Source organism: Pseudomonas sp. KNUC1026, from assembly GCF_021650705.1.
GTDB lineage: Bacteria > Pseudomonadota > Gammaproteobacteria > Pseudomonadales > Pseudomonadaceae > Aquipseudomonas.
Map to the genome: position 1 here is coordinate 4,879,737 of NZ_CP087138.1, position 21,459 is coordinate 4,901,195.

Below are 21,459 nucleotides of genomic sequence, written 5' to 3' on the forward strand. Positions count from 1 at the left end.
AGAAGGTGGTCACAGGCGGGTACCGAGGGGAAAATGCCGCGCAGTTTAGCAGCGCGGCCGCCCTCGGGACATCGCAGCGCGTCAGTTGCGCTTGCGCCCGACTTCAGGTGAGAGCTGCACGAAGATCGTCGCCGCCAGCATCGCCATCAGCCCGATGGTGAGGAAGGTAAGCTGGAAGGCCCCCAGCACAGTGCTTACGCCATCGGCGCTCACGCTGGAGGTGAACCCCCCAGCAAGGCGCCGGCGCTGGCCACCCCCAGGCTCATCGACAATTGCGCCACCACCGAGAGCAGGCTGTTGCCGCTGCTGGCCTCGTTATCGCTGAGGTCGATCAAGGTCACGGTGTTCATGGCGGTGAACTGGATGGAGTTCACAGCTCCGAGCACGCCGAGGTGAATCAGCAAGGCCACATAGGGCGTCTGCTCGCTCACCAGGCCGATGCTGGCCATCATCGCGCCCAGCAGCAGGGTGTTGCCGGTGAGCACGGTGCGGTAACCGAAACGCTCGATCAGCGGCCGCGCCAGCGACTTGGCTACCATCGCCGAGGCCGCCAGCGGGATCATGCTCATGCCCGCTTCCGAGGGCGTGTAGCCCAGCGCCACCTGCAGCAACAAGGGCACCAGGAACGGTAACGCCCCGCTGCCCAGCCGCGCGAACAGGTTGCCCAGGATGCCCACTGCGAAACTGCGGGTGCGGAACAGCGAGGCACTGAACAGCGGGTTCGGGTCATGCACCGCCCGCAGCCAATAGGCCGCCAGGCATGCCATGCCGGCGAACAGCAGCAGGATCACCCGCAGGTGCGAGAGGTGCAGCTCGCCCAGCCCCTCCAGTGCGATGGTGATCAGCACCATTGCGGCGCCGAACAGGATGAAGCCCTGGCCGTCGAAGGGCGTCTGCTCGCCGCGCAGGTCCGGCAGCGCGCGCTTGACCGCCCAGCACCCCAGCGCCCCCACCGGCAGGTTGATCAGGAAGATCCAGTGCCAGCTGGCGTACTCCACCATCCAGCCACCCAGCGTGGGGCCGATCAGCGGCCCGAACAGCCCCGGGATGGTGATGAAACTCAGGATGCGTACCAGTTCCGAGCGCGGGTAGGCGCGCAGCACGACCAGCCTGCCGACCGGCACCAGCAGCGCGCCCCCCAGCCCCTGGATAACCCGCGCGCACACCAGGGTGGTGAGGTTCGGCGACACCGCGCACAGTAGCGAGCCGAAGGTGAACAGCCCGATGGCGCTGAAAAACACCTGTTTGGTGCCGAAGCGGTCGGCAACCCAGCCCGAGGCCGGCATCAACAGCGCCACGGTGAGCATGTAGGAGATGACCACCGACTGCATGCGCAGCGGGTTTTCGGCCAGGTCCCGGGCCATGGAGGGCAGCGCGGTATTGAGGATGGTGGCGTCCAGCGACTGCATGAAGAAGGCGATGGCGACCACCCAGGGCAGCCAGCGCGCGGTGGCGGGTGTCAGCAAGGGACGTTCAGGCATGGCAAGGCCTTGTACTAAGGGCGGATGGCAAGCGGGTGTGGCGTTGGACCGCACCCTTTGGCAAAGCGCTCAACCCGAAGCGGCGGGCCTGGCTAGAGGTCCCGCCACAGCGAATCGAAGTTGTCTTCCGGCGCGCTCTGCTCGGCACCACGCTGCGTACCGGCCTGCTCGCCAGGCTGTTCCAGGGTCAAGTATTCGAACTGGTTGAAGCTGCCGGTGGCGGCCACTCGCTTGCCTAAACCCGCACTGCGCTCGTCACCATGGGTGTTGATGCGCACCTTGTGCCCTTCCTGAAACGGCAAACGGGGTGCCATGAGCGTGGCCGGGATGTCGATGGCACGGATTTCCGGCAGCAGCAGGCCACGCAGGTATTCGCTGTTGGGCTCGTTGCCCCGCACCAGTTGCACGCCACACGGCTGGGCATGCGGGGCGAGCAGTTCGATACCCATCTGCGTGCCGCCGGTGCGTACCTGGCGGATCCAGCGCACCACTGCCACGCTCCAGCCCTGGCCCGGCGCATCCTGGATACCCACCATCTCACCGGCCTGTAACTGCGCCGGCACCTCGCGTGGCCAGGCCAGGCAATAACCGCCGGGGCTGTGATTGACGATCTGTAGGCTGTAAGTGGGATAGTCGCTCGCACCTGCCGTTGCAACGGGTGGTTTGCTCTGGTCGCTCGTGCCTTCGTACTGAATCTCTTCCATCACGATGTGGTGGTCAGCCTCGAAGGTATGCGCCCAGCCCTGGCCGCCGCCGAATTGCGCCTGGCCAGCAGAAGGCCGGCGCAGCAGCTCGACGAACGACCGCTCGCCGCCCAGGTAGAAGTGCAGTGCGCTCATGCCCATGCACAGGGTGAGGTTGCCGGTGCCTGGCATGCGCTCGAAGCTGCGCTCGGACACATTGCCCCAGGCTGCTGAAAGGTGTTGCAGCAGGTCGAGGCTGAAACTCGGTGGCACCACCAGCCGCGAGGCACTGCGCTCTTCCGGGGTGCAGGTGACGTATTCCCTGATCGCGTCCGAAAGGCGCAGGGTGTCGACACCGACCAATGCAGGCCACTGGTCTTCACCGAACATCGACTTGTAACGGGGCGGGCCATCCACGGCAGGCGACACGGCAAAGAGGCTGCTTTCTGCCAGGGCAGATTGAAGTTTGACCTGCGCACTCCAGGCTTCGAGCACCTCGGCCAGCCGCGAGATAGCGCTCTGGCGCATCTGGTTGCAGCGCGAGCTGCCCAGTAACAGCGAGCAGATATAAGCCTGTTCAGGCGTGAGGGCGCGAGTATGGCGGGCCAGCTCATCCGCCACCGAAGTGTGCTGCAGCTTCTGTTCCTGGGCCACCAGGTACAAGGTGTGCAGCTCGATCCACAGGCCGTCAGGCACCGGGCAGTACAGCAGCGCCGAGCGCACCAGCGGCGCGTGCAGTGCGTGCAGCGCGCGCTCCAGAGCGATGGCCATTTGCGTGTTGCAGTCCCGAGCAGCACTGGGGACCAGTTGCACGATGATCTGCTTGTAGCCCACGGCGAGCTGGTTTTGCAGGGCCTGGCAGAGGTTGACGACCTTGCGGGCACGCTCATCGAGCACAACCGCCTGGTTCAGGAAGTGCTTTTCCAGGTGTTTGCAGACGTAATACACCTCGGGGCGCAGCAGCTCCAGCAACGGCAAGCGGGTGTCGGCCGGGCAGGCGAGCTGAGTGAGCTCGGCCAGGCCCTGGTACAGCAGGCGGGCAGTTTCGCCGATGTTCGCCTTGGGCAAGGCGTCGATCCAGGCCTTGAAGTCACGCGGGTTGGCCTCGCAAAAGGTAAGGCTCTTCTGCGAAGGCGTCGGGGCGCGCAATAACAAGTGGGGGCTGGGGCGAGACATCTGAATCTGAGGTCCTGTTAGATCCGAGGTGGGCTAGATTACGCTTCGTTCGTAGTCTGGCACCAAAATGCCACATCCGTTTGACGCCAATGTACCAGCAATCACTCAATTAAGAGAATCAGCGCCCGTTGATGATGGCAACGGGCGCTAACGGCCTCAGCCCTGGGCTGGCGAACCCATCCCCTGGCCCATTTTGACAGGGCCCATCGCCGCCAGAGTGTGTGCCCATTTCACCTGCTCGGGGCCAAACAGCACGATGACCGTCGAACCCAACTTGAAGCGGCCCATCTCGGCGCCCTTGTCCAGATGGATCGGGCCGCGCGCGGCTTCGTCGTAACGCCAGCTCTTCAACTCGCGCTTGGGCGGCGTCACCAGGCCTGCCCATACGGTTTCGATGGAGGCCACGATCATTGCGCCTACCAGCACCATGGCCATCGGGCCGCGCTCGGTATCGAAGATGCAGACCACCCGCTCGTTACGGGCGAACAGCTCCGGCACGTTTTCGGCAGTCACCTGATTCACCGAGAAGATCCGCCCCGGCACGTAGATCATCTCGCGCAGCGTGCCGGCCAGCGGCATGTGTACGCGGTGGTAGTCACGTGGCGACAGGTAGACGGTTGCGAACTGGCCGCCCATGAACGGCGCGGCGTTGGCCGGGTCGCCGCCGAGCAGTTCCTGCACGCTGAAGCTGTGGCCCTTGGCCTGGAAGATGCGGCCATGCTCGATCGGGCCAAGCTGGCTGATGGCGCCGTCGGCCGGGCACAGCACCGCACCCGGCGTAGGGTCGAGCGGGCGGGCGTCGGGTTTGAGGGCGCGGGTGAAGAAGTCGTTGAAGTGCGCGTAGGCGGTCACGTCCTCGACCTGGGCTTCGCTCATGTCGACCTTGAAGTGGCCGGCGAACCAGCGGGTAAAGGTGTTCTTCACCCAGCGCACGCGGCACTCGGCCAGGCACCCGGCCAGGCGCGAAATCAGATGATGGGGCAGCAGGTACTGCGCGAGGATGAACAAACGATCTTTCATGAACGATCCTTAAACGTCGATGGGCGTGTCGGGGTGGTTGCCCCATTCGCCCCAGGAGCCGGCATAGGCCTTGACCCGGGGATAGCCCAGCGCTTTGGCGGCAAGGTAAGTGAAACCGGAGCGGTGGTGGGTCTGGCAGTGGGTGATCACTTCCTTGTCGGGCGTGATGCCCAGCGCCGCGAGCCGTTCGGGCAGGTCGTGGCGGATGCGCAACTGGCGGGTGCTGTCCATGCCGGCGGTCCATTCCAGGTTGGCGGCGCCAGGCACGTGGCCGCCGCGGGCCGCGAGGACTTTTTCGCCACGGTATTCGGCAGGGCTGCGCGCGTCCCAGATGGCCAGGTCAGCGGCGCCCAGGCGGCTTTGCAGGTAATCCCGCGTAGCGGTGGGCGCGTCATCGAGGGTCAGGGTTACCGGGCCGCCGACGGCGGCCGGAACGCTGGTTTCCAGCGGCAGGCCCTCTGCCTCCCACGCCAGCACGCCACCATCGAGGTAGTGATAGCGCGTGTGGCCGATCACGTCGAGCAGCCAGATGAAGCGCCCGGCCCAGCCGCCGCCTTCGTCGTCGTATACCACATAGGTGGCTTCGGCGCGGTGGCCCAGTTCGCCGAACAACGCTTGCAGGTCATCCAGCGCCGGCAACAGGCCAGGGGCGGGCGGGCCGCCCAGTTGGGTGCGCTTGGGGTCGACGAAGCGCGCGCCGGGATGTGCCCGGCGCCATAGCGGGCAGCGCTGGTGAGGTCGACCAGGATCAGATCGGGGGCGCCCAGGCGCGCCTGCAATTGCGCAGGCTCGATCACCAGCGGCAAGCCAGAGAAGTCAGGCATCGGTGCTCACTCTCGAAGGCAGAAAGCCGCGATTGTACCCCAGCCTCACTTCTTGCGGTTGCTGAAGGCCGAGAGCGCCCGCTCGATGCACTGCCCGGTCTTGCCGAAGGCCTGCACGGAGATATCCGCCAGCGGGCTGCCACCCTGGTCGGCGATGACAACCATCACCACCCGGCCATTGCTGGCCAGTGAACGGATCAGCAGGTGTTCACCACGAAACAGCACGCGCAGGCTGGCGGGCATCATGGGCGAGAGCTGCTCGGTGTTTTCCGGGGTAACGCGCAACTGGCCCGGCTCGCTGAGCAGGCGCTTGAACAGCGGCGCCTGTTCGAGCGAGAAGGTCAGCTCCGCAGCGGGTTTGGGCAGGGCGGCGATCTGGTGGACGCGCAGGAACTCCCCGCCTTTGTCGAGCATCAGCAGCATCACCCGCTGCATGCCGCAAGCGACCAGTGCATCACGCGCGGAGGTGGTCAGGTGGATGGCATTGTTGAACGGGCTGGGTTCTACCAGCAGGTCCGCGCAGCGCTTGCGCCACTGCACCAGGCTTTCGGCCGACGGCGGCGGCGCCTTGCGCGGTACGCGGCCGATCCGGCGATCTTCCCACGGCCAGATCAGCCCGATCGCCGGGTGCCAGAGGTCAGGCTGGGCCACCAGCCGAGCGCTGATCGCGGACTGTTGGTGTACCTGTTGTTGAACCTCTTCCAGGGGCATTTGTGCATACAGCGCGATCATCTGCTGCCAGCGCAGCACATGCGGCGTGCTCCAGCCTTGCTGGGCCGCCAGCGCCAGGCCGTTGGCCAGCAGCACGGTGTTGGCCGGCTGGTTGGCGAAGCGGCGGATCTGCGGTTCGGCATCGAGCCGGCGCTGCTGGCGCAGCGGGTCGTCCAGGTCGCGGGCGATCAGCATCACCGTCGCCAGCGAACGGCGCTCCTGCACCAGCGCCAGGTAGCCTTGGCGCACCCACATCGGCAGGCGCCACAGCTCCACCAGCGCCTGGCAGATATCCAGCAGCGGCACGCCGAAAAGCTCCTGCTCCACCTTGCGCGCCGACTCGCCACGTTGCACCACGCGCCGCTCCCACTGCTCGATCAGCTCGGGCTCGGCCAGCGCCATCGCCCACAGCGGCGACAGGAACAGCAGTGCACCCCAATGAATCTCCTGCCACAGACGCGCCAGCCGTGCAGCGAACAGGCCATTGGCCAACTGCGTGGCGTGCTGGCTCACCAGCTGCAATTGCCGCAGAGCCACCGGCATTTCGCCGGGCTCCACCGCCGGCAAGCGGCGCATCAGGTCGGCTGCGCGTTGCAGGCCGAGCCTGTTGAGGGCCACTTCCAGGCTTTCGGCCGGCTCCACCAGGCCACCGTTGGCGTGGGCATTGGCTTCGCGCAGCACGCTCAGCACCAGAGCGGGGCTTTCCTGCATGCGCTCGGCGATGTCACGCAAAGACCGGCTGCTGTCGGAGAGGTAGGCGCAAACGCGGTCATGGCTGTGTTTCGGAACCGGCAGGCGCAGGTCGCCGAGGGCCTGGGCCCAGGCCTGTACGCTGGTGGGTTTGACGGCTGTCATAGAGAGGGGCTCGCCATGTGGCTATTCTGGCTTTTCACAAGTTGTGACTATAGTCTGGCGCACTTCTGCCGATAGGTAGAAGCAGAGATTGAACTGGCCGGCCGCGCCGCCGCCACACCCCTTGAATTTCGAAGTGCTCCTGACCTATGGCTAAAATTATCGGCATCATTGTCGTATTCGCGAGCGTCCTCGGTGGATACGTCCTGTCTCACGGCCAGATCGCGGCCCTGATCCAGCCTTTCGAGGTACTGATCATCGGTGGTGCTTGCCTGGGCGCATTCATTCAGGCCAACCCCGGCTACATGACCATGCACGTCTTCAAGAAGTCGTTGAAGATGTTCGGTTCGCGCTTCACTCATGCCTTTTACATCGAAGTGCTGAGCCTGATCTACGAGATTCTCAACAAAAGCCGCCGCGAAGGCATGATGGCGATCGAAGCCGATATCGAAGACGCCGCCTCCAGCCCGATTTTCGCCAAGTACCCCGGCGTACTCAAAGACGAGCGCATGACGGCCTTCATCTGCGATTACCTGCGCATCATGTCGTCCGGCAACATGGCGCCCCATGAGCTCGAAGGGCTGTTCGACATGGAGCTCCTGAGCATGAAGGAAGAGCTCGAGCATCCTTCCCACGCAGTGCAAGGCATCGCCGATGGCCTGCCGGGTTTCGGTATCGTCGCGGCGGTACTGGGTATCGTGGTGACCATGGCCTCGCTCGGCGACGGCGACAAAGCCGCCATCGGTGGCCACGTGGGCGCGGCCCTGGTGGGTACCTTCCTGGGTATTCTGGCCGCTTACGGCTTCTTCGGCCCACTCTCGCAGTGCCTGGGCCACGATGCCAAGGAAGAGATGAACACCTACGAGGCCATCAAGGCGTCGCTGGTGGCCTCCGCCTCTGGCATGCCGCCGACCCTGGCTGTGGAATTCGGCCGCAAGGTGCTCTACCCGGCGCACCGCCCAAGCTTCTCGGAGCTTGAAGAAGCGGTTCGCGGTCGCTAAGCCATGGAGAACAATCAGCCAATCATCGTCAAGCGCGTCAAGCGCTTCGGCGGCGGGCACCACGGCGGTGCCTGGAAAATCGCCTTCGCCGACTTCGCCACGGCCATGATGGCGTTCTTCCTGGTGCTCTGGCTGCTGTCCAACGCAACGCCTGAGCAAAAGCTGGCCATCGCCGGCTATTTCAAGGACCCCATCGGCTTTACCGAAAGCGGCTCGCCGTACGTGATCGACCTGGGCGGTTCGCCGCAGCTGTCTCCGGACTCGACCCTGAACCCGGAAACCAAGGAATCGCCGCCCAAGACCGACACCGATACCCAGTCGCAGGTCAATACCGAGCAGGCTGAGAACATCGCCGAAAAGGTCGAGAAAGATCGCCTTGAACTGCTGCTTCAAGAGCTGCAGAACAAGGTCGACGAGAACCCGCAACTGGCCAAGTTCAAGGACCAGATCCTGTTCGAGATCACCCAGGACGGCCTGCGCATCCAGATCATGGATGCCGAGAACCGGCCCATGTTCGACCTGGGCAGCTCGCGCCTGAAGCCGTATTTCGAAGACCTGCTGCTGGCCATGGCCGACACCATCAAGGAAGTGCCGAACAAGATCAGCATCAGCGGCCATACCGACGCCAAGCCCTACGCCGGCACCGGCGATTTCGGTAACTGGGAGTTGTCGGCCAGCCGCGCCAACGCTGCACGCCGCGCACTGTTGGCGGGGAGTTATCCCGATACTCAGGTGGCAAGGGTCGTGGGCTTTGGCTCCTCGGCGCTGTTCGACCGCAAGAACCCGCTCAACCCGGTGAACCGCCGTATCGACATCACCGTGCTGACCAAAAAGGCTGAGCGCGCCATCGAAGGTGACGCCAACCAGGATGAGCATCAGCCGGGTTCGCCCGACCAACCCGCCCCGGGCGGCGCTGCGCCGAGCGGTGCGCCCCAGAGCAGCGCGGCGCCGAGCAACCAGCCGGTGCAGCCACGTGACCTGCGCGAGAAGATGAACATCTTCGACAACGGCGCGCTGCAGATGCAGGGCAATGGCAACGGTAGCCCTAACGGCGGCAAGCAACTCTAGCCTTTCAGGCGAGCCTTCAGCGCGCGGTGGAAGTCATCCGCCGTGCGCCGGGAGGCGTTGCCGAACACACCCTCCACCCCGGCGCGCCTCTCCAGGCTCTCCAACCCCATCGCCAAGTCCTTGCGGTACTCCTTCACAAATTGTGTCAGGTCGCTTGGTGTGCGCATCACCGGCCAGTGCTCCAGGTATTCCGGCAGGCGCAAGTGGTCGATCTGAAAGGTCGCGATGCGCACATCGGTGATGGTCGCCTCACCGATTTCGAACGGCACCCACCACGAGCCTGCCGTCTCATGCGAGACGATCGCCAGCAGATGGCTGGCATCGCGGATGCGCTGGGTGATGACACTGGTGATGTCCGAGGTGGCTCGCGACTCGTCATCCATCACGTCCAGGTAGCTGGGCACGCCAGCGGCCCGCAGGTACTCCTCCACTGCCAGCGCATGGGACCTGTCTTTGTGGCGATAGGAAATGAACACGCTCATTCAGAAATGCTCCTTCAGGGCCAGAATTCGGTAATAGGCGCCCAGCGCGGTCAGCCGGCAGCCGCTGCTGTTCATCGCGGCGAAATACATATGGTCGGCGTCCACAGGCTCGATCAGGCTGTGCCGGTTGCAGCGTTGCAGTTGCGCGAAGACCTCGCCGTTGGCGGCGTCGAATTCAGGCGCAGTGGGCTCGTAGGTGGGGTCCAGCGGGTAGGTGCTTTCAGGCTCCGGGAACCACTGCGGCAGCTTGCGCAGCACATCGCGTGGCACCAGGGGCTCGTTCTCACGCAAGGCAATGAAGCGCGAGACATTGGTCTTGAACACCGGCCGTTGCTCCCAGGCGCCAAGTGCGTTGTCGACGAAGGCGTAGAGCCCGCCCGGGGTCACGTCTCCCAGCACGCTGCTGGCGCCGCCATTCAGGCCCTGTATCAGCAGGCTGGTGAACACCCCGTGGGGCCCGCTCTCGCTGGCCGCTTCCGGGCGGCGGCAGGCGGTCATGATGGTCAGGCCCTCGCTGATCTGGCTGTCGCCCCCGCGCAGGGAGCGCGCTTCGCCGGCCGCACCGGCCTGGCAGCAGTCGAGGATGAGGATCTTGTCGCGGATGCCGGTGGCGTTGCGCGCCCAGTTGAGGATGTCGCTGAAGCGAATACCGTCGCGGCCGCTGCGGGCATTCTGCGGCAGCAGCAGGCCTTCTTCGAGGGAATCGTCGAAGTGGCCGTGGCCGGCGAAGTAGAACAGCGCTGTGTCGCACTCGCCGGAAAAAGCTCCTGCAGCCGAGCCTCAAGCAAGGCGCGGTCCACTTCATCCTCGCCGGTGGTGAGCAGTCGCGCCTGAAAATTGGGCTGGCCGCCTGCGTGGCGGGCCAGGGTGTGGCTCATCTGCGTGGCGTCGTTGACGCAGCCCCTCAGGGAAGTGAGGTGTGGGTAGTCGTTGATGCCGACGAACAAAGCCTTGCGCATGGCGCCTCCTCAAGAAGCCCAGGTGATGATGGCTTTGGCGATGCTGCCGCTGTTCCACGCGCACTCCTGATGCGCGGCCTGCCGCACGGGGGCAGAGATGCGCTCGGCACCCCAGGGCTTGATGGCGATGATCGGCTTGCCCAGGCGTTGAGCGATGGCGATTTCACGGGTGATCCAGTAGCTGTAGGTGGCGTACACCCCGGCCATGATCAGCACCACCGAGCAGCGGCGCATCTTGTCGACGAGCGCCTGCTCCAGGTCAGCGTCGGTGGGGGAGCCGGTGATCGGCCGGTGCGAGGGCACGGAGAAGTCGCGAAACGGCAATTGCGGTTGGCTGCGCAGTAAGCGCATCAGGCGCTCGTAGGCATCGCCGTACTTCCATGAATGGCTGATGAACAAGTGGTACATGAGGTGATGGCCCGTACGAAGTGTCGAGGGCCATCACTGTTGGGCAAGCCGAGGTAGCGGAACAAGCGAATGGGAAAATCGTTACTTTTTCCCAAAACCGGCCAGGAGTATTCCGAAGCGTATCAGTACTCGTTCTTGGGCAGGCTGGCGATGATCGACCGGTAGCTGGCCATGCGCTGTGGCTGGATACGGCCGGCTTCGAGGGCTTCGAGCAGCGCGCAACCGGGTTCGCGGTCGTGCTGGCAGTCGCGGAAGCGGCAGCGGCCGAGCAGGGGGGCGAATTCGATGAACCCGGCTTCCACGTCATCACGGCTGACGTGCACCAGGCCGAATTCGCGGATGCCGGGGGAGTCGATCAGGTCGCCGCCTTCCGGGAAGTGATACAGCCGCGCGGTGGTGGTGGTGTGCTGGCCCTGGCCTGACCAGTGCGACAGCTCGCCTACCCGAGTGCCCACATCCAGCAGGCTGTTGACCAGCGACGACTTGCCCACCCCCGACTGGCCGACGAACACGCTGGTGTGGCGGTCGAGGCGGGTTTTCAGTGTTTTCATGCCATCGCCTTGGTGAGCCGAGACCTCCAGCAGCGGGTAGCCCAGCTCGCGGTAGCTCTTGAGCAGCACATGCAGGGCGGGGCCGTTGGTGTCGTCGATCAGGTCGGCCTTGTTCAGCAGCAGCAGCGGGCGAATGCCGGCGTGCTCGGCTGCCACCAGGTAGCGGTCGATCAGGTTGGCATGGGGCTCGGGCGCGGGAGCGAAGACGATCACGATCTGGTCGACGTTGCCCGCCACCGGCTTGAGCTGGCCACGGGCATCGGGCCTGCACAGCTCGCTGTGGCGGGGCAGCTGGGCAACGATCACCCCGTCGCTCTGGTGGCCGGCACGCCAGACCACGCGGTCGCCAGTGACCAACGTCGGCAGGTTGGCCCGCAAGTAGCAACGGAACACGTTGCCGGCCAGTTCACCTTCCAGCGCCTCGACTTCGACCTGCACCCCGAAGTGGGCAATGATCAGCCCGTGCTGCTCGGGGCCCAGGTCGCCGCCTTCGAGGCTCTCTTGTGCCTGGTTCTCACGCTTGGCCGCGCGCGAAGCACGTTCGTTCTGGATCTTGTCGATGCGCCAGGCTTGGCGGCGGGTGAGCTGGCGTTTGGCCATGGAAATCTCGTGTAAGGGCGGTATCATCCGCCGGCTGATCAAGCCCGCGAGTTTAGCACGCCCAATCGGCTAGACTGCGTAGCAACCGCCGAGGAGCACAGCATGGCAAACCCGCAGAACCTTATCTGGATCGACCTGGAAATGACCGGGTTGGACCCTGACAACGACGTCATCATCGAGATGGCGACCATCGTCACCGACAGCGAACTCAACACCCTGGCCGAAGGCCCGGTGATCGCCATCCACCAGAGCGATGAAATTCTCGCTGGCATGGATGAGTGGAACACCCGCCAGCACGGCGGCAGCGGCCTCACTCAGCGTGTGCGTGAGAGCACCATCTCCATGGCCGAGGCCGAGGCCCAGACCATCGCGTTCCTGGAGCAGTGGGTGCCCAAGGGCAAATCGCCGATCTGCGGCAACAGCATCTGCCAGGACCGCCGCTTCCTGTATCGCCACATGCGCAAGCTGGAGGAATACTTCCACTACCGCAATCTGGACGTCTCGACCCTGAAGGAACTGGCAGCGCGCTGGGCGCCGGAGGTCAAGGACAGCTTCAAGAAGGGCAGCACGCACCTGGCGCTGGACGACATCCGCGAATCGATCGCCGAGCTGCAGCACTACCGCAAGCATTTCATCAAGTTCTGATTGCAGCGCTGCCCGTTGTACGTCGTCGCCCGTTACACGGCGTCCGTTACACGGCGTCCGGCGAGCCGGCCTCCCACGAAATGTTGGAAGATGCAAAGCGGGAGGGCGGCTTGCCGCGCGACGACGCTAAGCCACATCCCGCGCCGTGCTGGGCAATCTGGCCAACTTCAATGCCACGAACAGCGCCGCCAGCAGCAACCCTGCGATAAACACCCCAACCCCGTTCCACCCCCCATACGTCCAGGCAACCCCACCCAGCGTGCCGGCCACACTCGACCCCACGTAATAAGCGAACAGATACAGCGAAGAGGCCTGCCCCTTGGCCCGTTCCGCACGCCGGCCGATCCAGCTGCTGGCCACCGAGTGCGCCCCGAAAAAACCGAAGGTGAACAACACCATCCCCGGCAGAATCACTGCCACCGAAGGAGCCAGTGTCAGTACCAGCCCCGCAGCCATCACCAGGATCGACACCCAGAACGTGGTGCGCCGGCCATAGCGATCGGCCAGGGTGCCAACCTTCGCCGAGCTATAAATCCCCGCCAGGTACACCACCGAAAGCAAGCCCACCAGCGCCTGGCTCATGTGGTAAGGCTCGGCCAGCAAGCGATAGCCGATGTAGTTGAACAGCGTCACGAAACTGCCCATCAGCAGGAAGGCTTCGAGAACAGCCAGGGCAACCCGGCATCCCTGAAGTGCAGGGTGAAGCCTTCGACCAGTGTGGCCGGCTGCAATGGGCGCGGGCGGAAGTTGCGCGAGGCCGGCAGGAGGCGCGTGAACGCCACCGCCGCGCCTAGCGCGATAATGCCGATCACCAGCATCGCGGTGCGCCAGTCGACGAAATCCACCAGCACGCCGCTGATCAAGCGCCCGCTCATGCCGCCAATGGCGTTACCACCGATGTACAGCCCCATGGCAAGGCCGGCGTGCTCAGGGTGAATTTCCTCGCTCAGGTAGGCCATCCCCACCGCCGCCAGCCCGCTCAACGACAGCCCTGCCAGTGCACGCATCAGCAGGATGCCGTGCCAGGTAGGCATCACTGCGCTCAGCAAAGTACACAGCGCCGCGCCGAACAACGCCGCGACCATCACCGGCTTGCGCCCGATCGCGTCCGACAGCGGCCCGGTCACCAGCATGCCCAGTGCCATCATGCCGGTGGCGATCGACAGGATCAGGCTGCTTTGCGCCGCGTTGATGGAGAAGTCCTTCGACAGAATCGGCATCAACGGCTGCACGCAGTAGAGCAACGCGAAGGTAGCGAAACCACCAGCGAACAAGGCAAGCACCGTGCGCTTGAACGTAGGCGTGCCCTTTTCGATAAAGGCCTCGACGAGGTCGGGCAGGGGGGCGGTGGCGGTATGGCAATGGGCAGTAGCGGCTTTCACGGTCGGCCTCGGGCAGAGCACTGGTGCTTTGCAAAAAATCATATAGCTGGCTAATTAATCCATCCAATATATTGTTCGACCTAATTGATAGGCGCTGCATATCGTTCTGGAGGCCCTATGGAGCTTCGCCATTTCCGCTATTTCGTTGCCGTCGCCGAAGAGTTGCACTTCGGCCGTGCCGCCCAGGTATTGGGCATTTCACAACCCCCTTTGAGCCAGCAGATCCAAGCGCTGGAAGAACAGCTCGGCGCCAGGTTGTTCAATCGCACCAATCGCCGTGTCGAGCTTTCCGAGGCCGGCCGGCTGTTTCTCGACGAAGCCCGCCAGGTGCTGGCGCAGGTGGAGAAGGCCGCCGACGTCGCCCGCCGCGCCCAGGCCGGGGAGCTGGGCGAAATGAAGGTGGGCTTCGCGTCCTCGGCGCCCATCTCCGGGAATATCCCGCAAGCGATCTACCAGTTCCGCAAGGCCTTCCCTGCCGTGCAACTCAACCTGCTGGAGATGAGCAGCCACGAAGTGGTCGACCAGTTGGCTGCCGGCCACATCGACGTCGGCCTCACCCGCCCGGTGCCACTGCCCGACAGCGTGGTGATGACCGAGTTGTTCAGCGAGCCGCTGGTTGCGGTGCTCAGTGCCAGCCACCCGTTGGCCCAGGGCACCGAAGCAGGCTTGCAACTGGCGGCACTGGCCGATGAGCCGTTCGTGTTCTTCCCGCGCAACTACGGCAGCAGCGTGTATGCGCAACTGTTGCAACTGGCGCGAAATGCCGGGTTTTCACCGAGGTTTTCTCAAGAGGCGAGCGAGGCGATGACCATCATCGGGTTGGTATCTGCCGGGTTGGGTGTGTCGGTGCTGCCGGCCTCGTTTCACTGGATGCGCATCGGCGGGGTGGTCTACCGGCCGTTGCTCGACGACGGTGCGCAGACGGCGATCTGGCTGGTGCAGCGCAAGGGCGAGGTGCCGGCGAGGGTGGCGGCGTTCGGGCGGTTGTTGGCGGGGTGAGGGGGCAGGCTGGAGCACCTGCGTCGCCCGGCGCAGCCGCTCTCCCACGGTAGAAATGCTGACTGGTGGGAGGCCGGCTCGCCGGGCGACGTGCCGGCCTCGACAGGCTATCGAAACCTGGCTCTTACTTGGTTTTGGCCAAGTCGCCCTTGAGGGCCACCCCGCCAATGAACGCGCCGGCATGGCACTCGTAGTTGGCGTTGTTGGCGTTCTCGTTGCGCTTGTAGTAGCTCACGATATTCACCACTGCGTTGGCGCCGGCCTTCTTGGCGGCGTCCTGCAGAGTCAGCAGAGCGCTTTGCAGGGCCCAGGCGCAGGCTTCTTCGTCAGTTTTGTTGAAGGCATTGGTTTTCTTGTTGGTCACAGCGTTCGGGCTGATCACTTGCGCGCTGGGGCCGGTGCCCTTGAGGTAGAACTTCACGCTGCCGTCGAGCTTCTTCTCGTTGAGCATCTGCTGCACTACGGGCTGGAAAGGCAGCATCAAGGTGGTGTCGCGGGCCTGGCTGATGCCTGGCAGAACGGCCAGTGCCAGAGCGGCGGCGGTGAGGGCGAGCTTGTTGTTCATGGTGTTCACTCCTGTGGTTATTGTGCCCAGCGGCGGAAGATCAGCGAGGTGTTTACCCCGCCGAATGCAAAGTTGTTGTTCATCACGTACTCGCAGCTCATTGACCGCAGCCCACCGCGCAGGTAGTCCAGTTCGCCGCAGCGTGGGTCGATGGCGTCGAGGTTCAGGGTGTGCACGTAGCGGTCGCTGTTGAGCATCTCGATGCTGAACCAGGACTCCAGCGCGCCGCAGGCCCCGAGGGTATGGCCCAGGAAGCTCTTTTGCGAGCTGATTGGCATGCGTGGCCCGAACAGGCTGCTGGTGGCCAGGGTTTCGGCGATGTCGCCCTGCTCGGTGGCAGTGCCGTGGCCGTTGACATAACCCACGGCCTCCGCCGGCAGGCTCGCGTCTTCCAGTGCCAGCTCCATGGCCCGGCGCATGGTTGCCTGCTCGGGGCGTGTGCTGTGCTGGCCGTCGGCATTGCTGCCGAAACCTGCGACCTCGGCGTAGATCGTCGCGCCGCGCGCCAGGGCGTGCTCCAGTTCCTCCAGCACCAGCATGCCGGCGCCTTCGCCGATCACCAGGCCGTCACGGCCGCTGTCGTAGGGCCGCGGGCTCAGGTGCGGGGTGTCGTTCTTGAGGCTCGTGGCGTAGAGCGCGTCGAACACCATCGCTTCGGTGGGGCACAGCTCTTCGGCGCCGCCGGCCAGCATCATCGGCAGGCGGCCGAACTTGATCGCCTCGTAGGCATAGCCGATGCCCTGGCTGCCGCTTGTGCAAGCGCTGGAGGTGGGGATCAGCCGGCCAGTCAGGCCGAAGAAGATGCTGATATTCGCCGCGGTGGTGTGCGGCATCATCCGCACATAGGAGTTGGCGTTCAGGCCATCGGCCACCGAGTTGAGCAGCATGTTGCCGAATGCCTTGATCTCATCGGTGCTGCCGGTGGAGGAGCCGCAGGCCACGCCCATGCGGCCGTCGCGAATGCTCGCATCGCCCAGCAAGCCCGCATCTTCCAGCGCGCGTTCTGCGGCAGCCACGGAAAGCCGTGACACCCGGCCCATGCTGCGCAGTTGCTTGCGGGTCCAGTGGCCGGGCACCTGGAAGTTATCCACAGGCCCGGCCAGGCGCGTGTTGAGCTCGGCGAAGCGGTCCCATTCATCCATGCGGCGGATGCCGCTGCGGTTCGCCTCGAACTGCGTCAGGATGCTCGGCCAATCGCTGCCCAGCGAGGTGATGCCGGCCATGCCGGTCACAACCACCCGTTTCATCAGCACAACCCCCCGTTCACCGAAATCACCTGGCGGGTGATGTAGGCCGCTTCGGCCGACATCAGGAAATTCACCGCGCCGGCGACTTCTTCGGCGGTGCCCATGCGCTGGGCCGGGATCATCTTGAGCATCTCCTCCAGCGGCAAATGCTCATCGAGCATGGCGGTATCGATCAAGCCGGGGGCAACGCAGTTGACGGTGATCTTGCGCTTGGCCAGCTCCACCGCCAGGGCCTTGGCCGCGCCGATCACACCGGCCTTGGAGGCGCTGTAGTTGACCTGGCCACGGTTGCCGACCAACCCGGAAACCGAGGTGATGCACACGATGCGCCCGGCCGCGCGGCGGCGGATCATCGGCATGGTCAGTGGGTGCAGCACGTTGTAGAAGCCGTCGAGGTTGGTGCGCAGCACTTGGTCCCAGTCGTCTTCGCTGAGTGCTGGAAGGCGCCGTCGCGGGTCAGGCCGGCGTTGCACACCACGCCGTAGTAGGCGCCATGCACTTCAACGTCGCCTTCGAGCACAGCTTTGCAGGCGGCGCGGTCGGCCACGTCGAATTGCAGCACACGGGCGTTGCGGCCCAATTGCTGGATCTGCTCTTGCACGGCGTGTGCCTCTGCGACGCCGCTGCGGCAGTGCAGGGCGATGTCGAAGCCTGCCTGCGCCAGGCGCAGGGCGATGGCCCGGCCGATGCCACGGCTGGAGCCGGTGACCAGAATGGTGTCAGTCATGGGGTGTTTCCTGTGCTTGGGCCAGGTACTGGGAGGCGTTCGGCGGGCGGTACACGTTCAGCCGCGCCTGGGCACTGAAGCCTGGGCCTTCCAGTTGGCATTCGAACACGCCCATGCCGCTCTCGTCTTCGAGCGAGCGCAGGGCGCGCAGGGTGAGGGCGCTGCCGGCAGGGAAGCGCTCCACGGTGCATTCGTACTTGCGGGTGCCGAGCAAAAAGCCCATCTCGACCGGCTGCCCCTTGGCGCGGGCGCGGCAGCCCGCGTAGGCGGCGATGGTCTGGGCCATCAGCTCCACGCCCACCCAGGCGGGCAGGCTGCCGTCTTCGTCACTGAAGGGGCCGCCAGGGCGCACCGTGGCACGGGCCAGGATGCTGTCGTCGTCGAACTGTTCGACCGCATCGAGCAGGATCACGTCGCCTGCGTGGGGCAGCAGTTCAGCCAAGGGCCAAGGGATCATGGTGCCTCCCCGAGAATCAGGCTGACGTTGTTGCCGCCAAAGGCGAACGAGTTGCTCATCAGAAAGGGCTTCTCCAGCGCTTGGCCCGCGACGGCGAACGGCAACAAGGGCAAGGCGGTGTCGGCCACTCCATCCCACAGGTGCGGGGGCAATTGGCGGTGGGCAAGGCTCAGCCAGCAGAAGGCCGCTTCCAGCGCGGCTGCCGCACCGAGGGTATGGCCGGTCATGGGCTTGGTCGATGAGCACGGCACGCCTTCGGGGAATACTTGCGTCACCGCCAGGCTTTCCATGGCGTCGTTGTGCTGGGTGGCGGTGCCGTGCAGGTTCAGATAACCGATTTGCCCTGCCGCCATGCCCGCCTGCGCCAAGGCCTGGCCCATGGCGTGGGCCGCGCCGTGGCCGGTAGGGTCGGGCGCGGAGATATGATGCGCATCGGAACAGGCGCCGCTGCCCAGCAGGGCAATCGCCTCGCCTTGGGCCGGGCGCTCGCGGGTCATCAGAAATACCGCCGCCGCCTCGCCGATGTTGATGCCTTCGCGGTTGGCCGAGAAGGGGTTGCAGCGCCTGGCCGACACCGCCGCCAGGGAGGTGAAGCCAGCCACGGTCAACTGGCAAAGGCTGTCGACCCCGCCGCACACCACTGCGTCACAGGCGCCCATCGCCAGCAGCCGCTGCGCGCTCATCAACGCCCGGCCGCTTGAGGTGCAGGCGGTGGAGATCACATAGGCCAGGCCCTTGCAGCCCAGCCACTGCGCCAGGCATTCGGCGGGGGCTTCGAGCAGTTGCGGGTCGTAGGCGTAGTCGGCAGGCAGCTCGCCGGTGCTGGCAAAGTGGGCGAAGCCGTCGCGCGACTCACCGATGCCTGAAGTGCTGGTGCCCAGGATCACCGCAACCCGTTCGGCACCATAGCGCTGCACGGCGTCGCGCAGCTCGCTTTCGATCTGCCCGGCGGCCTGCAGCAGCAGGCGGTTGTTGCGGCTTTCGTGGGCGGCCAGCTCTGCCGGCAGCGCAGGCAATTCGCCGCGCGCCGGGCCTACCAGCGCCGGGCCATCCGGCAGCCAGCCGGCCTGGCTCACCAGGCCGCTGCTGTCCCCGGCGAACAGCGCGCGGGCAACACTGGCTTTGTCCATGCCCAGGGCGCAATTGACGCCCAGGGCGTTGAGAAACGCGGTCATTCGGTGATCTCGGCAGGCAACGGGCTGACCATGTAATGCAGCCCCTGCTTGAGGTTCAGGGAAAAATACAGCGGCTGGCCGTAGTTGACCGACCAGCGCGTGCCCAGCGAGCGCACGGTACCGGCTCGCTGCGCCTTGCGGATAGCTGGCCAGCAACTGGTCGTCAGGTGTGAGGGCGAACAGCATCGCCGCGAACAGCTCGCGCGCTGCCGGGTTCGGCGGCAGCAAGCCGTCCGCCTCCCAGCGATGGCCGACCAGCTTCTGCCGCGCCTGGGGGATGCCGAGAAAGTCCAGCAGCGACCAGCGCAGCGAGTCGCCTTCCTGCTGCACCACCAGCAGCCAGTCTTCACGCTGGCCTTCCTGAATGCGCTGGATGTGCAATTGCAACGGCAGTTGCAGGTGGGGCGAAGTATCGGGCAGCGGCGGCCGGCCTACGCAGCCCGCGAGCAACAGCAGGGCAGCGAGCATCAGGGTGCGCAGCATGCTGCCTCCTCGGCCAGGGGCTTGCGCACCACGGCGTTGATCAGGGTTTCCTCACGTTGCCCGGGCGCAGGCGGCTTGCGCAGCTTCAATCGCTCCAGCAACCCGAAATCCTTGGCGCGGCTCCACCACAGGTAGGGGTAGGACACGTTCGCCTCGCTGAAGGCAAAGCCCTGCTGGCGCAGCATGGCCAGGTATTGCGGCGCGGTTTTCTGCACCTGCATCGGGTGGCGGAAGAACCAGCGGATCACCCAGGTATCGATGTAGGCCTGGGTGGATTCGGCGAACAGCAGGTAGCCGCCCGGTTTGAGCACCCGGTGGAATTCGGCCAGGGCCTTTTCCTGCTCCACCAGGTGGTGGAATGTCTGGTGGCAGAACACCAGGTCGACACTGGCGTCGGCCAGGGCAAGGCCGCGCAGTCGGCGCCGTGCAGTTGCAGCGGCAGCCTTTGGGCCACACCCTCCTTTTGGCTGAGCGACAGGCTCAGCGGGTCGGCGTCCACGCCGATCAGTTGCGACGGGTTGAACGCCTGCATCAGGTAGCGAAACGACTTGCCCTGCCCGCAGCCGGCATCCAGCAGCACCGGGCGCTCTGGCAGCGGGCCGGGAAACAGCCGCAGCAGGTCGTCGATCGCCACGCGCAGCACATGGTGCTGCCAGGTGTGGGTACGCAGGAAGTGAAAGCCGATACGGGTTTCTTCCACGTACGTCGGGCTGAAGAACTCGCTCACGACAGCTGCCCCTGGCACACCGAGGCGAGCATGCGCAGGCGCCGGGCGGGTTCCTCGACGAACGGGTTGCGCTCGTCCCAGGCGTAGCCGGCGAGGATCGAGCAGATCATTTCGCGGATGTCTTCCTGGGCGTCGGGGTAATAGATCACGTCCTGGAAGTAGCCCTCGTACCAGCCTTCGACGTAGGCACGGAACGCATTCACGCCGCGCTTGAGCGGCTGGGCGAATTCGCTTTCCCAGTCCACTGCCTCGCCGGCCAGCTGCCGCCCGAGCAGGGCAGCGGCCATGCTCGCCGAGCGCATGGCGATGGTGACGCCGGAGGAAAACACCGGGTCGAGGAATTCCGCAGCGTTGCCCAGTAGCGCAAAGCCTGCGCCGTGCAGGGTTTTGACGTTGGCCGAGTAGCCGCCGATGGTCCGCGCGGGGGTGTCCCACACGGCGTTTTCCAGCACTTTGGCCAGGTCCGGGGTTTCAGCGATGAAGCCCTTGAGGCAGGCATCCAGATCGCCCAACCGGCCTTCGTAGTGATGCTCTGCCGCCACCACGCCCTGGGAGCAGCGGCCGTCGCTGAAGGGGATGGTCCAGAACCAGATGTCGCGGTGCGCCGGGTGGGTGGTGATGAGGATCTTGTTGCGGTCGAAGCCACCGGCCGGATCGATACCGTCTTCGACGTGGGTGAACACCGCGCGGCGCAACGGGAAGGCGCTGGGCGCTTCGAGGTCGAGCAGGCGTGGCAGCACCCGGCCGTAGCCGCTGGCGTCAAGCACGAAGCAAGCCGATTGCAAGTATTCGCTGCCATCGGCACGGCGCACGCGCAGTTGCGGCTGCGCGCTGAAGTCAGCCGCGATGATCTCTTCTTCGTAGCGGATTTCCACGCCTTGGCGCTCGGCCTCATCGGCGAGGATCTTGTCGAAGCGGGCGCGCTGCACCTGGAAGGTGGTCGGCCGGCCTTTGCTGGAGGTCTGGCCGAAGTCGAAGGCGGTATAGCGGCCATCGCAGGCAAACGCCGCGCCGTTCTTCAGCTGGAAGCCCGCCGCCTCGACGGCGGGCAGCATGCCGGCTTCTTCGACGAAATCCAGGCAGTGCGCCAGCAGGCTTTCGCCGATGGAGAAGCGTGGGAAGCGCTGCCGTTCCAGGATCAGCACCCGGTGGCCCTGGCGGCGCAGCAGCGCGGCAGCGATAGCGCCGGAAGGGCCTGCGCCGATGACGACGATGGGGTGAAGTGGCGTGTCCATG

General features: G+C 65.2%; 16 protein-coding genes and 7 pseudogenes. 4 read left to right on the forward strand and 19 right to left on the reverse strand.

The annotated features are described in order from the left end of the window. Positions 1–81: 81 nt before the first annotated feature. From mdtD to LN139_RS22980, 5 genes and pseudogenes are all read right to left on the reverse strand, one after another. Positions 82–1,481 (reverse strand): annotated as a pseudogene (mdtD, locus tag LN139_RS22960) (multidrug transporter subunit MdtD). Between the two features lie 92 nt (positions 1,482–1,573). Further along, a complete protein-coding gene (locus LN139_RS22965) occupies positions 1,574–3,340 on the reverse strand; it encodes a molecular chaperone (protein WP_236357240.1) in 1,767 nt (588 codons plus the stop codon). 156 nt (positions 3,341–3,496) lie between these two features. Beyond that, positions 3,497–4,360 carry an archaetidylserine decarboxylase gene (asd, locus tag LN139_RS22970; protein WP_236357242.1) on the reverse strand — a complete coding sequence of 288 codons (864 nt, stop codon included), beginning with the start codon at positions 4,358–4,360 and terminating at the stop codon, positions 3,497–3,499. A gap of 9 nt (positions 4,361–4,369) precedes the next feature. Then, positions 4,370–5,184, reverse strand: a pseudogene (locus LN139_RS22975) (rhodanese-like domain-containing protein). Positions 5,185–5,229: 45 nt separating this feature from the next. Continuing rightward, a complete protein-coding gene (locus LN139_RS22980) occupies positions 5,230–6,750 on the reverse strand; it encodes an HDOD domain-containing protein (RefSeq protein WP_236357244.1) in 1,521 nt (506 codons plus the stop codon). Positions 6,751–6,896: 146 nt separating this feature from the next. On the opposite strand from LN139_RS22980, the gene motA reads away from it, so the two are divergent. Further along, entirely contained in the window at positions 6,897–7,748 is an 852-nt protein-coding gene (motA, locus tag LN139_RS22985) for a flagellar motor stator protein MotA (RefSeq protein WP_236357246.1), read from the forward strand. A 3-nt stretch (positions 7,749–7,751) separates the two neighbouring features. Next, positions 7,752–8,816 carry a flagellar motor protein MotB gene (gene motB / locus LN139_RS22990; protein ID WP_236357248.1) on the forward strand — a complete coding sequence of 355 codons (1,065 nt, stop codon included), beginning with the start codon at positions 7,752–7,754 and terminating at the stop codon, positions 8,814–8,816. On the opposite strand, the gene LN139_RS22995 is transcribed toward motB, so the two are convergent. The 5 genes and pseudogenes from LN139_RS22995 to rsgA form a co-directional block, all read right to left on the reverse strand. Then, positions 8,813–9,298 carry a toll/interleukin-1 receptor domain-containing protein gene (locus LN139_RS22995; RefSeq protein ID WP_236357250.1) on the reverse strand — a complete coding sequence of 162 codons (486 nt, stop codon included), beginning with the start codon at positions 9,296–9,298 and terminating at the stop codon, positions 8,813–8,815. The two genes, motB and LN139_RS22995, sit on opposite strands and share 4 nt — an antisense overlap. After that, the gene (locus tag LN139_RS23000; RefSeq protein ID WP_268944887.1) at positions 9,299–10,036 is read right to left on the reverse strand and encodes a caspase family protein; all 738 of its coding nucleotides are present in this window, start codon (positions 10,034–10,036) and stop codon (positions 9,299–9,301) included. A 161-nt stretch (positions 10,037–10,197) separates the two neighbouring features. Further along, positions 10,198–10,257: pseudogene (locus tag LN139_RS25945) on the reverse strand (hypothetical protein); the annotation flags it as partial. 9 nt (positions 10,258–10,266) lie between these two features. Beyond that, positions 10,267–10,665 (reverse strand): TIR domain-containing protein, encoded by a 399-nt coding sequence (locus tag LN139_RS23005; RefSeq protein ID WP_236357252.1) that lies wholly within the window; start codon positions 10,663–10,665, stop codon positions 10,267–10,269. Between the two features lie 122 nt (positions 10,666–10,787). Further along, on the reverse strand, positions 10,788–11,816 hold the full coding sequence (gene rsgA / locus LN139_RS23010; RefSeq protein ID WP_236357254.1) for a small ribosomal subunit biogenesis GTPase RsgA: 1,029 nt from the start codon (positions 11,814–11,816) through the stop codon (positions 10,788–10,790). Positions 11,817–11,918: 102 nt separating this feature from the next. Here rsgA and orn point away from each other — a divergent pair, with 102 nt between their 5' ends. After that, positions 11,919–12,461, forward strand: coding sequence for an oligoribonuclease (gene orn, locus LN139_RS23015; protein WP_236357255.1), 543 nt, complete (start codon positions 11,919–11,921; stop codon positions 12,459–12,461). Between the two features lie 126 nt (positions 12,462–12,587). Here orn and LN139_RS23020 read toward each other — a convergent pair. Next, a pseudogene (locus LN139_RS23020) lies at positions 12,588–13,885 on the reverse strand (MFS transporter). Positions 13,886–13,960: 75 nt separating this feature from the next. On the opposite strand from LN139_RS23020, the gene LN139_RS23025 reads away from it, so the two are divergent. Beyond that, positions 13,961–14,842: a LysR family transcriptional regulator gene (locus LN139_RS23025; RefSeq protein ID WP_236357257.1), complete on the forward strand. Its 882-nt coding sequence runs from the start codon at positions 13,961–13,963 to the stop codon at positions 14,840–14,842. Positions 14,843–14,966: 124 nt separating this feature from the next. Here LN139_RS23025 and LN139_RS23030 read toward each other — a convergent pair whose 3' ends face one another. From LN139_RS23030 to LN139_RS23065, 8 genes and pseudogenes are all read right to left on the reverse strand, one after another. After that, positions 14,967–15,407 (reverse strand): excinuclease, encoded by a 441-nt coding sequence (locus LN139_RS23030; RefSeq protein ID WP_236357260.1) that lies wholly within the window; start codon positions 15,405–15,407, stop codon positions 14,967–14,969. A gap of 17 nt (positions 15,408–15,424) precedes the next feature. Beyond that, a complete protein-coding gene (locus LN139_RS23035; RefSeq protein ID WP_236357262.1) occupies positions 15,425–16,654 on the reverse strand; it encodes a beta-ketoacyl-ACP synthase in 1,230 nt (409 codons plus the stop codon). Next, positions 16,654–17,381, reverse strand: a pseudogene (fabG, locus tag LN139_RS23040) (3-oxoacyl-ACP reductase FabG). Before fabG ends, LN139_RS23035 begins: the two are co-directional and overlap by 1 nt. After that, the gene (locus LN139_RS23045; RefSeq protein WP_236357264.1) at positions 17,374–17,838 is read right to left on the reverse strand and encodes a hotdog family protein; all 465 of its coding nucleotides are present in this window, start codon (positions 17,836–17,838) and stop codon (positions 17,374–17,376) included. The pseudogene fabG and the gene LN139_RS23045 overlap by 8 nt, the downstream one beginning before the upstream one ends. After that, positions 17,835–19,013 (reverse strand): beta-ketoacyl-[acyl-carrier-protein] synthase family protein, encoded by a 1,179-nt coding sequence (locus LN139_RS23050; RefSeq protein WP_236357266.1) that lies wholly within the window; start codon positions 19,011–19,013, stop codon positions 17,835–17,837. Before LN139_RS23050 ends, LN139_RS23045 begins: the two co-directional genes overlap by 4 nt. Continuing rightward, a pseudogene (locus tag LN139_RS23055) lies at positions 19,010–19,496 on the reverse strand (hypothetical protein). The gene LN139_RS23050 and the pseudogene LN139_RS23055 overlap by 4 nt, the downstream one beginning before the upstream one ends. Then, positions 19,481–20,223, reverse strand: a pseudogene (locus LN139_RS23060) (class I SAM-dependent methyltransferase). Before LN139_RS23060 ends, LN139_RS23055 begins: the two co-directional pseudogenes overlap by 16 nt. After that, positions 20,220–21,458 carry an NAD(P)/FAD-dependent oxidoreductase gene (locus tag LN139_RS23065; protein WP_236360582.1) on the reverse strand — a complete coding sequence of 413 codons (1,239 nt, stop codon included), beginning with the start codon at positions 21,456–21,458 and terminating at the stop codon, positions 20,220–20,222. The pseudogene LN139_RS23060 and the gene LN139_RS23065 overlap by 4 nt, the downstream one beginning before the upstream one ends. Between the last annotated feature and the right edge of the window lies 1 nt (position 21,459).

Coding starts and splice junctions, on each gene's coding strand:
- LN139_RS22965 (WP_236357240.1), bottom strand. CDS start 3,340: ATGTCTCGCCCCAGCCCCCACTTGTTATTGCGCGCCCCGACGCCTTCG.
- asd (WP_236357242.1), bottom strand. CDS start 4,360: ATGAAAGATCGTTTGTTCATCCTCGCGCAGTACCTGCTGCCCCATCAT.
- LN139_RS22980 (WP_236357244.1), bottom strand. CDS start 6,750: ATGACAGCCGTCAAACCCACCAGCGTACAGGCCTGGGCCCAGGCCCTC.
- motA (WP_236357246.1), top strand. CDS start 6,897: ATGGCTAAAATTATCGGCATCATTGTCGTATTCGCGAGCGTCCTCGGT.
- motB (WP_236357248.1), top strand. CDS start 7,752: ATGGAGAACAATCAGCCAATCATCGTCAAGCGCGTCAAGCGCTTCGGC.
- LN139_RS22995 (WP_236357250.1), bottom strand. CDS start 9,298: ATGAGCGTGTTCATTTCCTATCGCCACAAAGACAGGTCCCATGCGCTG.
- LN139_RS23005 (WP_236357252.1), bottom strand. CDS start 10,665: ATGTACCACTTGTTCATCAGCCATTCATGGAAGTACGGCGATGCCTAC.
- rsgA (WP_236357254.1), bottom strand. CDS start 11,816: ATGGCCAAACGCCAGCTCACCCGCCGCCAAGCCTGGCGCATCGACAAG.
- orn (WP_236357255.1), top strand. CDS start 11,919: ATGGCAAACCCGCAGAACCTTATCTGGATCGACCTGGAAATGACCGGG.
- LN139_RS23025 (WP_236357257.1), top strand. CDS start 13,961: ATGGAGCTTCGCCATTTCCGCTATTTCGTTGCCGTCGCCGAAGAGTTG.
- LN139_RS23030 (WP_236357260.1), bottom strand. CDS start 15,407: ATGAACAACAAGCTCGCCCTCACCGCCGCCGCTCTGGCACTGGCCGTT.
- LN139_RS23035 (WP_236357262.1), bottom strand. CDS start 16,654: ATGAAACGGGTGGTTGTGACCGGCATGGCCGGCATCACCTCGCTGGGC.
- LN139_RS23045 (WP_236357264.1), bottom strand. CDS start 17,838: ATGATCCCTTGGCCCTTGGCTGAACTGCTGCCCCACGCAGGCGACGTG.
- LN139_RS23050 (WP_236357266.1), bottom strand. CDS start 19,013: ATGACCGCGTTTCTCAACGCCCTGGGCGTCAATTGCGCCCTGGGCATG.
- LN139_RS23065 (WP_236360582.1), bottom strand. CDS start 21,458: ATGGACACGCCACTTCACCCCATCGTCGTCATCGGCGCAGGCCCTTCC.